Below are 12,929 nucleotides of genomic sequence, written 5' to 3'. Positions count from 1 at the left end.
TGGCAGCCCCGCAAGACTGGAGCGCGAAAAGCTCGGTAAAGGGAGTGTGCGCTGGCGCCGCGTTGAGGGCGAGCTCGACTCGTTGCGCCTTCGGCGCGAAGAGGGTGAAGCGATGACCTGTCGCCGTCTTCTGGACGCCGAGCTGGTCGAAAACGCTGCAGTCGCGGTCCCCCGCCGCCGCGAGAGCGGCGGCCGGTACTTCTCTGGCGGCGCTCGAACGCGGTCTGGTCAGGAGACCGTGCCGTCCTCGTGGACGGTCCAGATGTCGCCGCTCCGGAGGAGCTGGTCGAGCGACCCGGGACCTTTGCGCTCGGTCTCGCGCTCGATCTGGCCGACGACGCCCGATTCGAACGACGGCACGTCGACGCGCCGCAGGACGCCGAGCGGCGTCGGGAAGTTGGGGGGTCCCATCTGGGCGATCATGAAGGCGATCGCCGGATTCATCCGCGTCTCGTCCCAGACCAGACAGTCGTCCGGGCCGAAGCCGGCGGCGAAGTCGAGCACCTCGAGCTCGGTCCCGTTGAGCCGGATTCCTTTGCTCTTTCCCTTGCCAAAGACCAGGGGCTTGCCCTGCTCGAGGTAGACCGCCGCGTCGTCGCGCGACTCCTTGTCGGTGATCGGGGCGAACGCCTTGTCGTTGAAGATGTTGCAGTTCTGGTAGATCTCGACGAACGCCGTGCCCTTGTGCGCGGCGGCGGCCTTGAGCGTCTCCTTGAGATGCGCCTGGAAGATGTCGACCGAGCGCGCCACGAAGGTGGCGCCGGAGCCGATCGCGACCGACAGGGCGTTGAACGGATAGTCGATCGAACCGTAGGGCGTCGACTTGGTGCGCTTCCCCACCTCGGAGGTCGGCGAGTACTGTCCCTTGGTGAGGCCGTAGATCCGGTTGTTGAACATCAGGATCTTGACGCCGACGTTGCGGCGCAGCGTATGGATCAGGTGGTTGCCGCCGATCGACAGCGCGTCGCCGTCGCCGGTCGCGATCCAGACCTCGAGATCGGGCCGCGAGATCTTGAGACCGGTCGCGACCGCGGGGGCGCGGCCGTGGATCGTGTGAAAGCCGTAGGTGTTCATGTAGTAAGGGAAGCGCGACGAGCAGCCGATGCCCGACACCACGACGAAGCGCTCCTTCGGAATCCCCAACTCCGGAAAGACCGCCTGCACCGCGGAGAGAATCGCGTAGTCCCCACACCCCGGGCACCAGCGCACCTCCTGGTCGGTCTGAAAATCCTTCTTCGAGAGCGGCGCAGCTGCAATCGTCATGAGATCACTTTCCCAGCGGCCCTGAGCCAGGACCGCACCGTCGCTGCGACGAAGGCGACAGCGCTTCGTCGGCAAACACCTCGTTCGAGCCTTTCGCGCCGCGGCCGGCGTCGACGCCACGCCTCTCGAAACTCATGCGGACAAGACCTCCTGGATCTTCGCCAGGACTTCGAAGCGGTAGAAGGGTTTGCCTTCGACCTTGTTGTAGCTCACGATGTCCTTCAGGTACTTCGCACGCAGCAGCAGCGCCAGCTGGCCGAGGTTCATCTCGGGCACCAGGACCGTCTCGAACCGCGACAGGACGTCGCCGAGGTTCTTCGGGAACGGATTCAGGTGATGGAGGTGGGCGCGGCTGACTTTCGCGCCCTGCCGGCGGGCGAGGTTCACCGCGCCATGGATCGCGCCGGCGGTCGAGCCCCAGCCGAGCACGAGGAGCTTGCCCTCCTGCTCGCCATGCACCTCGAGATCAGGAATCATGTCGGCGACCCGAGCCACCTTTTCGGCACGGATGCGCACCATGTGCTCGTGGTTCTGCGGGTCGTAGGAGATGTTGCCGGTGCCGTCCTGCTTCTCGATACCGCCGACGCGGTGCTCGAGCCCCGGCGTGCCGGGAATCGCCCACGGTCGGGCGAGCGACGCCGGGTCGCGCAGGTAGGGCAGGAAGCCCTCGGCACGGGTGTGGAACTCGACGCCGAAGTCGGGCAGATCGGCGGTCTCGGGCAGCCGCCAGGGCTCGGAGCCGTTGGCGATGTAGCCGTCGGAGAGCAGAACCACCGGCGTCATATGCCGGATCGCGATCCGGCAGGCCTCGATGGCGCGCGCGAAGCAGTCGGCGGGAGAAGAGGCGGCGATCACGGGCAGCGGCGACTCGTTGTTGCGCCCGAACATCGCCTGCAGGAGGTCGGCCTGCTCGGTCTTGGTCGGCAATCCTGTCGAGGGGCCCCCGCGCTGGACGTCGATCACCACCAGGGGCAGCTCGACCATCACCGCCAGGTTCATCGCCTCGCTCTTCAACGCCAGCCCGGGTCCCGAGGTCGAGGTGATCGCCAGCGCGCCACCGAAGGCCGCCCCGATCGCCGCGCAGACCGCTGCGATCTCGTCTTCGGCCTGGAAGGTGGTGACGCCGAAGTTCTTGAACATCGCGAGCTCGTGCAGGAGGTCCGAGGCTGGCGTGATCGGATAGGCGCCCTGGAAGAGCGGCAGCCCGCTCTTTCTCGAAGCCGCGATGAAGCCGAGCGCCATCGCCGTACCGCCGGTGATGTTGCGATAGACGCCGGCCGGGAGCTTCGCCGGCTCGATCTCGTAGCGGGTGTGGAAGACCTCGGTGATGTCGCAATAGTTGTAGCCCGCCTTCATCACCTGGATGTTGGCGGCGGCGAGCTGGGGCTTGGCGGCGAACTTCTTCTCCAGCCACTGGATCGTGCCCTCGATCGGCCGGCTGAACATCCAGTAGGCCATGCCGAGCGCGAAGAAGTTCTTGCAGCGCTCCTGCGACTTGGCGTCGAGCCCGCTGTCCTCGAGCGCCCGCCGCGTCAGCGTCGTGAGCTCGACCTTGAACAGCCGGTACTTCGCGAGACTGTCGTCTTCCAGGGGATTGGAATCGAAACCGGCCTTCTTCAGGTTGCGCTCGTCGAACTCGTCGAGGTTGACGATCAACGCGCCGTTGGGCTTCAGGTCCTTGAGGTTGACCTTGAGCGCCGCCGGATTCATCGCGACCAAAACGTCGGGCGCGTCACCGGGGGTGTGGATGTCGTAGTCCGCGATGCGCACCTGGAAGGCGGAGACCCCGGCGAGCGTCCCCTGCGGGGCGCGGATCTCGGCCGGAAAATCGGGAAAGGTCGCGAGGTCGTTGCCGAGGAGCGCCGAGGTGTTGGTGAACTGGGAGCCGGTGAGCTGCATGCCGTCGCCGGAGTCGCCGGCGAACCGGATGACGACGTCGTCGAGCTTCTCATGCGCTACGGCGCGGCCGGAGGCCGCTTGCGAATTCGGTCCGGATCCGGCCCTGGAATCGAGAATGGGGAGCGTCATGGGGCGGGAATTCTAGCACCCGCTTCGAAGCCTGCGAGGCTCACGCCGGTTCGGGTTCGCGGCCGACCAGAAGCCCCGCCAGGCCCGCAGCCGGCAGCAGCACCGTCACGCCCAGAACCGTGAACCAGAGCGGATGCGGGACCATCTGGAACTGGACGGCGGCGAAGCCGGTCTGGATCGCCCCGACGGCGAGGGCGTGCAGGATACGCCGGCGCTCCGACAGCAGGGCCGCCACCAGGCCGCCGACGAAGGCCCCGCCGGCGCCCGCCAGGAGCAGGGCGAGGAACATCCCCGTGGGTGCCCCCGCCATGAACTGCCGCCAGGCTTCGTCCATGCCTTCGAGGGCGAGGTCCGCGGGCGGCGGGTAGAGGGCGTGCCCGACCATCCCCAGCAGTCCGGTGGTGAGCCTGCCCAGGAGAATCCCGACAATGACCGTGATCGTGCTGCGCATCATGCCCCGCCCCTCCACACCCGGAACCGCCGGGCGCAGTCTAGTTCAGTCGGCGTCGGCGATGCCGGGGCGCGCCAGCAGCTCGAGCACCGGTTGGCGCACCGTCTCTGGCCTCTGCCAGAGCAGGAAATGCCCCGCGTCCGAGTAGCGATCGACCCGAACGCCGCCTCTGGAAAGCTGGCGCTCCGCGAAGAGGGCGTTCGCCGCCGGCACCAGATCGTCATCGAGACCCTGCACAACGATTGCCGGACAACGGATCTCCGGCCAGCGCGGCAGCATCGCCCTGAGCTCGCTCTCGAGCGGCCAGAGCTCACGGTTCGAAATCGTCCAGTCGATGGGCAGGAACCACTGCACCACGCGGGTCGCACCGGCGATGTTGTACCAGCGTCGGCGTTCCAGCGCCGGATCGATCGACGGCGCGACCAGCACGAGTGCGGCGACCAGATCGGGGCGGTCGATCGCCAGCCGGACGGCAATCGGACCGCCCAGACTGTGACCGACGATGATCGCCCGCCGGGCCGGCAGTTCCCCTGGGAGGGCGTCGCGCTCGAGCACCGCGGCGAGCGCCGCCGCCTGGCGGACAAGGGATGGCTCCGCTGCGCCGCGCTCTGATCCTCCGAATCCCGGCCGGTCGAGGGCGATCAGGCGCGCCGCGGCGCCGAGCTCCGGATCCTCCAGAAACCGCTGCCACGCATCCCAGGTGCCCGGAGATCCGTGCACGAAGAGCACCCGCGGGGCGTTGGGTTCGCGGCGCCCGGCGACCACGAAGTGCACCCGGCCGGAACCGGACTCGACGAATCGGCTGCTGAGCTCGCGCGCCCTCATCTCCGGTGTGTCGATCGCGGGCTCGAACGCCGGGCCGAGCATGGAACACCCGAAAGGCAGCAGGAGAAGCACCAGCACCCCGGCGCCGAGGAACCACCGCCATCGCCGGCGAGAGGAACGTGGAGAGTTGAATGGCATGGCTCGAGAGCTCCGGAGAGAGTACCAGCCCTCGAAGCAGCCGTCCTCGAAGCTGTGGCGCCGGCCGCGACCGAGCCAGGTCGTTCCCTGAAAGGGTGGTAGGGGTGGAGCGGGCGGCTTTGGCTATAGTGGGTGCGTGCGCATCCTGATCGTGGAGGACGAGTACCGGCTCGGCGACCACGTCGCCAAAGGGTTGCGCGAGGAGGGCTTCGCAGCCGACCTCGCTTCGACCTGCGGACGCGCCCGCGATCTGGTGATCGAGAACCCGTACGACCTGGTGCTGCTCGACCTGATGCTGCCGGACGGCGACGGCCTCGCTCTGTTGCGCGAGTGGCGGCGGGAGGGGCGCTCGACCCCGGTCCTGGCGTTGACCGCCCGCGACCTGCTGGCCGACAAGATCGCCGGCCTCGATGCCGGCGCGGACGACTACCTGACCAAGCCGTTCGCCTTCGAGGAGCTGCTGGCGCGGATTCGTGCCCTCCTTCGCCGCCGTCCGGCGGAGCCGGTGAGCCTCCTGGCGATCGCCGACCTCGCCCTCGACAGGACCGCGCGGCGGGTCCATCGCGGCGGCCGGGAGATCGAGCTCACGCCGAAGGAGTTCGCCCTGCTCGAGCACTTCCTCCTCCATCCCGGCGCCACGCTCACCCGCTCCGAGATCGCCGAGCACGTCTGGGACGAGCGCTACGAAGCGCGCAGCAACGTCATCGACGTCATGGTGGCGCGCCTGCGACGCAAGCTCGAAGCGGACGGGGCCCCCCGACTCCTCCACTCCGTTCCGGGGATGGGCTACGTCCTGCGTGCGAGCGGGCGCCGCGCCCGCAACACCGACAGCCATGGCGCCTCCGGCCCGGGCGAGCGCAGCCCGTGAGCCGGCGGTCCCGCTCGCTCAAGGGCGTCTTCGGCTGGTGGTTCGGAGCGACGCTGCTGACTCTCTACGGCGTCATCGCCGCAGCCGTGTACGTCCACACCCGTTCGAGCACGCAGCGCGACATCCAGCTCGTCGTCAAGACCGAGGCCGAGACCGTCGCCGCCTACATCGGGTCGAGCGGCCGGCTGGATGCGCCCGAGCTCGCGGAGCCGGAGCGCGATCCCTTCCCGATCTGGATCCGTCTGATCCAGAACGATCGCCTGCTCGCCGCGACTCCGGGTGCCCCGGAGCTTCCCGTCCTCGCCCATTCGAGGGCGCTCGACAGCGCCAACACCGTGCGCATGATCCGTGGCGCGCGGCCGCTGGTCGTCGTCCAGCACGATGTCGGCGGCGCGCGACCGGACCTCGTCGTCGAGGCGATCGGCAGCGTCGCGCCGGCCCTCGAGGCCCAACGCCGCGTGCGCAACGGCCTGCTCCTCGGCGGGTTGGTCGTCATTCCGGCAGCCGCCCTCGGCGGCCGGCTGCTCGCCGGACGCGCGATGCGGCCGGTCGACAAGCTGGTGACGGCAATCCGCAAGCTCGACTCCGGGCGCCTCGGCGACCGCCTGGTCTTCGAGGGGACCATGGTCGACGAGATCGCGGTCCTCACCGGTGCCTTCAACGATCTGCTCACGCGGCTGGAGACCAGCGTCGAGGCGATGCGGCGCTTCACCGCCGACGCCTCGCACGAGATCCGCAACCCGATCACCATTCTCCGCACCGGCTTCGAGGTGGCGCTCAGACGCCCGCGCACCGCCGAGGAGTACCAGTCCCTGCTGCGCAAGCATCTCCAGGAGATCGACCGCCTGCAGCGGGTCGTCGAGGGACTGCTCGCCTTCGCGCGCCAGGAGCCGGGCCAGGAGACTCCGATCGTCCGCCAGCGCCTCGACCTCTCCCGCCTCGTCGCCGAGTCCGCAGCGGCGTTCGAAGAGATCGCCGGCGAGCTCGGCGTTCACCTCGACTGCTCCATCGCCCCTGGCCTCGATGTTGTGGGAGACGCGGGCCTGCTCCGTCTGGTCGGTTTCAACCTGATCGACAATGCGATCAAGCACAGCCCACCTGGCAACGCCGTTCAGATCTCAGTCACTGCGCAGGGAGACTCTCACCGCCTGGTCGTGGCCGACCGCGGCCGTGGCGTCCCGGCCGTCGACCGCGAGCGGATCTTCGACCGCTTCTATCGCAGCGCCCAGGAGCCCGGTGGCCACGCCGTCGGCGGGCTGGGCCTCGCGGTCGTGAAGTGGGCGACCGAGGTCCACGGCGGCCGTGTTCGCCTCCTCGATGAGGGTCCGGGCGCCGTCTTCGAGGTCCTCCTCCCCGCGGCGCCGGATTCCCCCCCGTCAGCCTGAGGGCGACGCATGTGTCGCCCGCGCACCAGAGGCCGCCTCCAGGCTGCGATTGTCCGGGTGTCGCTACGGCTCGCGGAGGAGTGAACCGGCGCACCCCGCTTCGGACGGGGGCGCCGGCGTTTCCACTCGCGGGCGGAGTGGGGACCTTCAGTGCGCGGCGGGGCGGGCAGCGGCAGCGGAGCCAGCAGCACCGCCGGCCTTCTGCTTCGCGGCGGCGACCAGGTCGAAGGCCTGGTTGCGCATGCTCGCCCGGCGGCCGTCCTCTTCGAGGCTGGCGGGCCGGTAGCCGAGGCGGCCTTCGTCGACCGTGAACGGCTTCATCAGGTCGGCCTTGCCGACGATCGACTGCTCCCGGCTGTAGAAGGCCATGTCGTAGTTGTTCGACATGATGATCGCCTCTTCCGGGCAGGCATCCACGCAGTAGCCGCAGAAGACGCAGCGCAGCATGTCGATCTCGTAGACCACCGGGTACTTCTCGATGTTGACGTCCGGGTGCTCCGCGGCCTCGATGTGGATGCACTCCGCCGGGCAGGCCGTGGCGCACAGATAGCAGGCGACGCAGCGCACCGAGCCGTCCGGCCGCGTGGTCAGGATGTGGTGACCGCGATAGCGCGGGCTGTATTCGCGGCGCTCCTCCGGATACTCGATGGTCACGCGCTTGCGGATCCGCAGCAGGTTCTGGAACATGTGCCGGATCGTGACGACGAGACCCCCGAGGAGCGGCAGGTAGAAGCGTTCGGCGAGGGTCATGCGCCGCGGCACGATCTTCTTCGGGTGATTCTCGACGCCAGGGAGCTTCAGGGCCGCGGGATTGACGCTCATCGGTCGAGCTCCCCGGCGATGACGTTCAGACCGCCGAGCGTGGCGATGACGTCCGAAATCGTGTGCCCCATCATGAGCGTCGAGAAGGTCGAGAAGATCGGGAAGCAGGGCGGCCGCACCTTGATCCGGTAGGGATTCCCGGAGCCGTCCGAGATGCAATAGAAACCGAGCTCGCCGTTCGCCCCTTCGACCATGCCGTAGCGCTCTCCCGGCGGCACCTGGATGCCGTCCATGATCAGTTTGAAGTGATAGATCATCGACTCCATCTGGTTGTAACAGGCCTCCTTCGTCGGCAGCGCGATGTGCGGATCGTCGACGATGCACCGGCCTGCCGGCATGCCGCGGTCGAGCAGCTGGCGGATCATCGACAGCGACTGCCGGATCTCGGCCATGCGCACCCGGAAGCGATCGTAGACGTCGCCTCCCTGGAACACCGGCACTTCCCAATCGAGGGTGTCGTAGAGATCGTACGGATGGGCCTTGCGCACATCGTAGGCGACGCCCGAGGCGCGCAGGCAGGGACCCGTCCAGCCCCAGTTGACCGCGTCCTCGCCCGAGATCGCGGCGACACCGACCGCCCGATCCAGGAAGATCCGGTTCTTCGCCACCAGGGTGTCGATGTCGTCGATGAGCGGCGGGATGAACTCGAGCAGGCGCCGGCACTGCGCCTCGAAGGTGTCCGGCAGCTCGGCGATCAAGCCGCCGATCCGGTTCGCCGACACCGTCAGACGGGCGCCGCAGACCGACTCGAGCAGGGTGTAGATCTCTTCGCGCGACTGGAAGAAGTACCAGAAGTTGGTGAGAGCGCCGAGGTCGACGAGCGTCGAGCCGTTGCAGACGCAGTGGTCCATGATGCGCGAGAACTCGGAGAGGATCGTGCGCGCCCAGACCGCACGCGGCGGCGCCTCGATGCCGAGCATCTTCTCGACCGTCTTGCAGTAGCCGACGTTGTTGATGAACGACGAGCAGTAGTTGAGGCGATCGGTGTACGGGATGACCTGCTGCCAGGTGTGGGTCTCCGCCATCTTCTCGAAGCAGCGGTGGAGATAACCGACCTCCATCTCGGAGGCCACGATCTGGTCGCCGTCGAGCATCGCGACCATGCGGAAGGTCCCGTGCATCGCCGGATGCGAAGGCCCGATGTTGATCGTCATGCGCTCGAACATCGCGTCGCCGCTGTCGGGCGGCGCGACGAGCGTCGGAGCGAAGATCTTGTCCTCGGTCAGGATCCAACGCTTCGCCGCGTCGTAGTCCTTGCGCAAGGCGTGACCTTGAAAGCCGTCGTGGGTCAGGATCCGCCGCAGGTTGGGGTGGCCGGTGAACTTGAAGCCGAAGAGATCCCAGGCCTCGCGCTCGAACCAGTCGGCCGCCTTCCAGACCGGGACCACCGAGGGCAGGACCGGGTCGGCCTCGGTGAGCGGAACCTTGAGCCGCAGGCGTTCGCCGCGCGGCATCGAATACAGGTGGTAGACCGCTTCGAATCGCCCGCCGGCCTCTTCCGTCCTCTCGGGGAAGTCGACGCCGCAGATATCGAGCAGCAGGTCGAAACGCGTCTTCGGATTGTCGCGCAGGTCGCGGCAGAGCTCGAGCAGATGCTCGCGCGCGACGATCCAGGTGGGCTGATCCAGCCCCTCCTGAGGAACTACGCCTCCGCTCGGGAAGCGATCGAACGGGCGATCAAGCAGCGTCTGAGCTGGCACCGGCAACCTTCCCCCTCCCCTTCAGATTCTTGGCCTTGCGATCGCGCGCGACCTTCTCCTTGACCTGGAGGATTCCGTAGATCAGGCCTTCGGGAGAGGGCGGGCAGCCCGGAACGTAGACATCGACCGGAATGATCTCGTCGATGCCCTGCATGACGTGGTACGCGCGGTAGAAGCCGCCGGAGCAGGCGCAGGCGCCCATCGAGACCACCCATTTGGGATCCGGCATCTGGTCGTAGATGCGCTTCAGGACCGGCCCCATCTTGTCGGTGATCGTGCCCGCGACGATCATGAGATCGCTCTGCCGGGGAGAGAAGCGCACGACTTCGTAACCGAATCTCGCCATGTCATAGTGGCTCGAAACGGTGCTCATGAACTCGATGGCGCAGCAGGCCGTGCCGAAGGGAAGCGGCCAGAAAGAATGCCGCTGCGCCCACTCGGCGATCGTGTCGAGCCGCGTCGTCACCCAGGATTCGCCCTGAATCGGAATCTCGTCGTTCGTGGCCATCGGCCCCCCGCCTTGCAGAGTCATCGTATCAGCCCGAAATGTCGCCGGGCGAGCGCGTCATGGCGTCGAGCAGCGAGTCGAGCCGGGCCAGATGCTCCTTCTGGCGGGCCACCACTTTGGAGAAGACCGCCGCGGTCACGGCGTCCACCTCGCCGGACATGCGCGGATAGAGCGAATCGTTCTCGTAGCGCTCTTCGGCGAGGGCGGCCTCGAGGTCCTGGTTACCCCCTCGAACCTGACCGGCGGCCTCGAGCTGCAGGCGCGCCAGCTCGTCCTTCTCGGCCGCGAGCACCCGCCAAGCCTCGGCGAGCTTCGGGTGTCCCTCTTCCGTCGCGCGCACAGCAGCGGCACGGAAGCGCGCAGCGCTGGCGGCTTCGGCGTTGAATCCGGTCTTCAGGTACTCTTGAGCGCGTGGCAGTCGGGACACGAGGCCTCTCCTCTGATGAAGGCGGGCGGCGAAAAGGCCGCGGGATCGACTCACCCCGGCGGGCGCGCACGCTGGCGACTATTCTAGGCCAAGCAGCACGCTCGCGGACAGTTCCGCTGAAACTGCACACCGACTTCTGCGTAGGTTTCAGCACAGGTTCCTGATACCTTTCGGGTTTCCCTCGTGCCGCGCGCCTCGCGAACCCTCACTCAGACCACCCTCCTCATCTCGGGGCTGTTGTTCGTCCTGCTCCGCGGACTGGCGATGGCGCTGGACTCGGGGGTGCTCAGGACCCTCTCGAAGCTGGCGCTCGCCTGCCTGGTCCTCGTGGCGACGGTCTGGGCCTTCCGGGTGCTCTGGCGGCGGTTCTTCTGGCGCGTCGGACGCCGGCTGGCCTTCTCCTACTTCACGGTCGGCGTCCTGCCAATGGCGATGCTGGCCCTGATCTTCCTGCTCGCCGCCTACCTCTTCGGCGGTTTCCTCCTGGGCCATCTCTACCGTGATGCGCTCGACAATCTCCGGGGTGAGCTCGGCGTCGCCGCACAAGCCCGGCTCTCCGAGATCCGCCTCCGCAAGGACGTCCCGCCGGAGAGCTCCGGACCGCTCGCCTTCGCGGAGTACCGCAACGGACGCAAGATCTCCGGCGGAGCGGAGGCGCCGCTCACATGGCCCGCCTGGATCGAGGAAGGTCTCGAGAAGGAGTCGGGCCCGCCGCCTTTCGTCGCCCTCTCCGACGGCCGCCTCTCGGCCGCCGCCGTGGCGCGCGCCGAGGAGCGCGGCGTGCTGGTCTATTTCGGGGGCGACCTCGACTCGGAGCTGCGTCGCCGCACCCGGACCTGGGTGGAGCTCCTGCGCGACGACGATCCGCGGCGAAAGACCACCCGCCTGCAGATCTTCGGGCTGGAGATACGCCTGGGCGGGCTCGATCGCACACCGGAGCAGAGCGCTGAGTACTACCAGCTCAATCCCCCGGCGGAGGCCGGCGAGCCGCGCTTCTACGAGAAGCCGTCGATCCTCTGGCTGGAATCGACCGGCGCCCTGCCGCTCCTTTCGACCGGCGAGCGCGTCGCCGAGGGCGTCGGCGCCGCCCTGGCGAGCAGCCCGCCCAGCCTCTTCCGCGCCATGCTCGAGACCTCGGCCGAGGTCGACTCGAAAGCCTGGATCGCGCTCCTCGGGGTCGCGGTGCTCTTCGCCGAGATCTACCTCGTCGCCGCGGCCGTCGCGATCTTCATGATCTTCGGCCTCTCTCGCGCGGTGAACCGGCTGTCGAGCGCAACCGAGGCGATCGCCCGCGGCGACTTCTCCACCCGTATCCCGGTGCGGCGGAAGGACCAGTTGGGCGACCTCCAGCGCTCCTTCAACGAGATGTCCGAGCATCTCGAGGAGCTCGTCCAGACCGCGGCGCAGAAGGAGGTCCTGGACAAAGAGCTGGCGCTCGCCCGCCAGGTCCAGCAGGACCTCCTGCCGGCCGCCATCGACGAGCGCCCGGGGGTCGAGTTCTCGACCTTCTTCGAGCCCAGCGCGGCGATCGGCGGTGATTACTTCGACATCCTCACTGCGGGTCACGGCCGGGTCGCCGTCGTGATCGCCGACGTCGCCGGGCACGGCCTCGCCGCCGGTCTGCGCATGGCGCTGGTCAAGTCGGCGCTCACCCTCCTCGTCGAGGACCGGGTCGCCGCACCAGCGATCCTGGCGCGCTTGCATCGGCTGCTGCGCAGCAAGCCCGGTGAGCGCAGCTTCGTGACCGCAAGCCTCTCGCTGTTCGATCCAGCGACTGGCGCCTTCGAGCTGACCAACGCGGGCCACCCCCCCGCCTACGTCGTGCGGGCGGCGGGCGGCGTCGAGGAGATCCTGGTGCCCGGCATGCCGCTGGGTGCGATCGGTCACCTCGCGGCGCCGCCCGGCGAGGCGGCCGGCAACCTCGCGCCAGGCGACGCGCTGGTCTGGCTCTCGGACGGCCTGATCGAATGCGTGAACGCCGCCGGCGAGCAGCTGGGCTACGACCGCATCCGCCAGCACCTCGCCGGACCTCCGGCGAGCGCCGAGACCGTTCGCAACCGCCTGCTCGACGCCGTCCGCCGCCACACCGGCGGCCTCCCCGCCGACGACGACCGCACCCTGGTGGTCATGGTCTACCGCGCGGCGGTGAGCAGCTCGAAGTCGACGCCCACGGCCTCATAGGTCGAAGCGGCGCGACGGTCACGAGTCAGGAGCGTCGCGCGCGCATGGAGCGCGGTCGCGGCAACCAGAGCGTCGTAGATCGCGCCGCCGGCGAGCCCTTTCCGCGCCGCGAGCTCGATCAGGTCGCGATGGGCGTTCGCCGGGAGCAGGAGCAGCTCGTGGCCGAACTCCGCCACAAGAAATTCGGCTGAGGGGCTGAGGTGCCAGCGGGGCTGAGGTGCCAGCCGAGTTTCACTGTCGGCGGTTTGGAGGTAGAAGTGCGGTAGAAGTGCCCCGGTAGAAGTGCCACCCGATTTCCAAAGACGGCCTCTCCAGCCTTCGGCGCCAGATTGC

At 68.3% G+C, this 12,929-nt stretch carries 12 protein-coding genes; 3 read left to right on the top strand and 9 right to left on the bottom strand.

Features of this window, described 5'->3' with window-relative positions:
* Positions 1-228: 228 nt before the first annotated feature.
* The 4 genes from KBI44_03015 to KBI44_03000 all read right to left on the bottom strand — a co-directional run bounded on the left by KBI44_03015 (position 229) and on the right by KBI44_03000 (position 4,705).
* Complete coding sequence (locus tag KBI44_03015; GenBank protein ID MBP9143428.1) at positions 229-1,263, bottom strand: 2-oxoacid:ferredoxin oxidoreductase subunit beta; 1,035 nt, start codon at positions 1,261-1,263, stop codon at positions 229-231.
* A 132-nt stretch (positions 1,264-1,395) separates the two neighbouring features.
* Positions 1,396-3,291, bottom strand: a complete 1,896-nt coding sequence (locus KBI44_03010; GenBank protein ID MBP9143427.1) for a 2-oxoacid:acceptor oxidoreductase subunit alpha — start codon at positions 3,289-3,291, stop codon at positions 1,396-1,398.
* 40 nt (positions 3,292-3,331) lie between these two features.
* Positions 3,332-3,745 carry a hypothetical protein gene (locus tag KBI44_03005; protein MBP9143426.1) on the bottom strand — a complete coding sequence of 138 codons (414 nt, stop codon included), beginning with the start codon at positions 3,743-3,745 and terminating at the stop codon, positions 3,332-3,334.
* 42 nt (positions 3,746-3,787) lie between these two features.
* A complete protein-coding gene (locus tag KBI44_03000; GenBank protein ID MBP9143425.1) occupies positions 3,788-4,705 on the bottom strand; it encodes an alpha/beta fold hydrolase in 918 nt (305 codons plus the stop codon).
* A gap of 136 nt (positions 4,706-4,841) precedes the next feature.
* On the opposite strand from KBI44_03000, the gene KBI44_02995 reads away from it, so the two are divergent.
* Positions 4,842-5,573: a response regulator transcription factor gene (locus KBI44_02995; GenBank protein ID MBP9143424.1), complete on the top strand. Its 732-nt coding sequence runs from the start codon at positions 4,842-4,844 to the stop codon at positions 5,571-5,573.
* The gene (locus tag KBI44_02990; protein ID MBP9143423.1) at positions 5,570-6,958 is read left to right on the top strand and encodes a HAMP domain-containing protein; all 1,389 of its coding nucleotides are present in this window, start codon (positions 5,570-5,572) and stop codon (positions 6,956-6,958) included. The genes KBI44_02995 and KBI44_02990 overlap by 4 nt, the downstream gene beginning before the upstream one ends.
* A 147-nt stretch (positions 6,959-7,105) precedes the next feature.
* Here KBI44_02990 and KBI44_02985 read toward each other — a convergent pair whose 3' ends face one another.
* The 4 genes from KBI44_02985 to KBI44_02970 are packed head-to-tail and all read right to left on the bottom strand — an operon-like array spanning position 7,106 to position 10,415.
* Positions 7,106-7,780 carry an NADH-quinone oxidoreductase subunit I gene (locus KBI44_02985; protein ID MBP9143422.1) on the bottom strand — a complete coding sequence of 225 codons (675 nt, stop codon included), beginning with the start codon at positions 7,778-7,780 and terminating at the stop codon, positions 7,106-7,108.
* Positions 7,777-9,486 carry an NADH-quinone oxidoreductase subunit D gene (locus tag KBI44_02980; GenBank protein MBP9143421.1) on the bottom strand — a complete coding sequence of 570 codons (1,710 nt, stop codon included), beginning with the start codon at positions 9,484-9,486 and terminating at the stop codon, positions 7,777-7,779. Before KBI44_02980 ends, KBI44_02985 begins: the two co-directional genes overlap by 4 nt.
* On the bottom strand, positions 9,458-9,988 hold the full coding sequence (nuoB, locus tag KBI44_02975; GenBank protein MBP9143420.1) for an NADH-quinone oxidoreductase subunit NuoB: 531 nt from the start codon (positions 9,986-9,988) through the stop codon (positions 9,458-9,460). Before nuoB ends, KBI44_02980 begins: the two co-directional genes overlap by 29 nt.
* A 28-nt stretch (positions 9,989-10,016) precedes the next feature.
* On the bottom strand, positions 10,017-10,415 hold the full coding sequence (locus KBI44_02970) for a hypothetical protein (protein ID MBP9143419.1): 399 nt from the start codon (positions 10,413-10,415) through the stop codon (positions 10,017-10,019).
* A 183-nt stretch (positions 10,416-10,598) separates the two neighbouring features.
* On the opposite strand from KBI44_02970, the gene KBI44_02965 reads away from it, so the two are divergent.
* Positions 10,599-12,596, top strand: coding sequence for a SpoIIE family protein phosphatase (locus KBI44_02965; protein ID MBP9143418.1), 1,998 nt, complete (start codon positions 10,599-10,601; stop codon positions 12,594-12,596).
* On the opposite strand, the gene KBI44_02960 is transcribed toward KBI44_02965, so the two are convergent.
* On the bottom strand, positions 12,548-12,929 hold a 382-nt coding region (locus KBI44_02960; protein ID MBP9143417.1), incomplete at its 5' end, for a PIN domain-containing protein. The two genes, KBI44_02965 and KBI44_02960, sit on opposite strands and share 49 nt — an antisense overlap.

This window comes from Thermoanaerobaculia bacterium, from assembly GCA_018057705.1.
In the GTDB taxonomy this organism is placed as follows: Bacteria; Acidobacteriota; Thermoanaerobaculia; order Multivoradales; family JAGPDF01; genus JAGPDF01.
The sequence above is the reverse complement of the archived record's forward strand: the minus strand, read 5'-3'. Positions and strand labels throughout refer to the sequence as shown.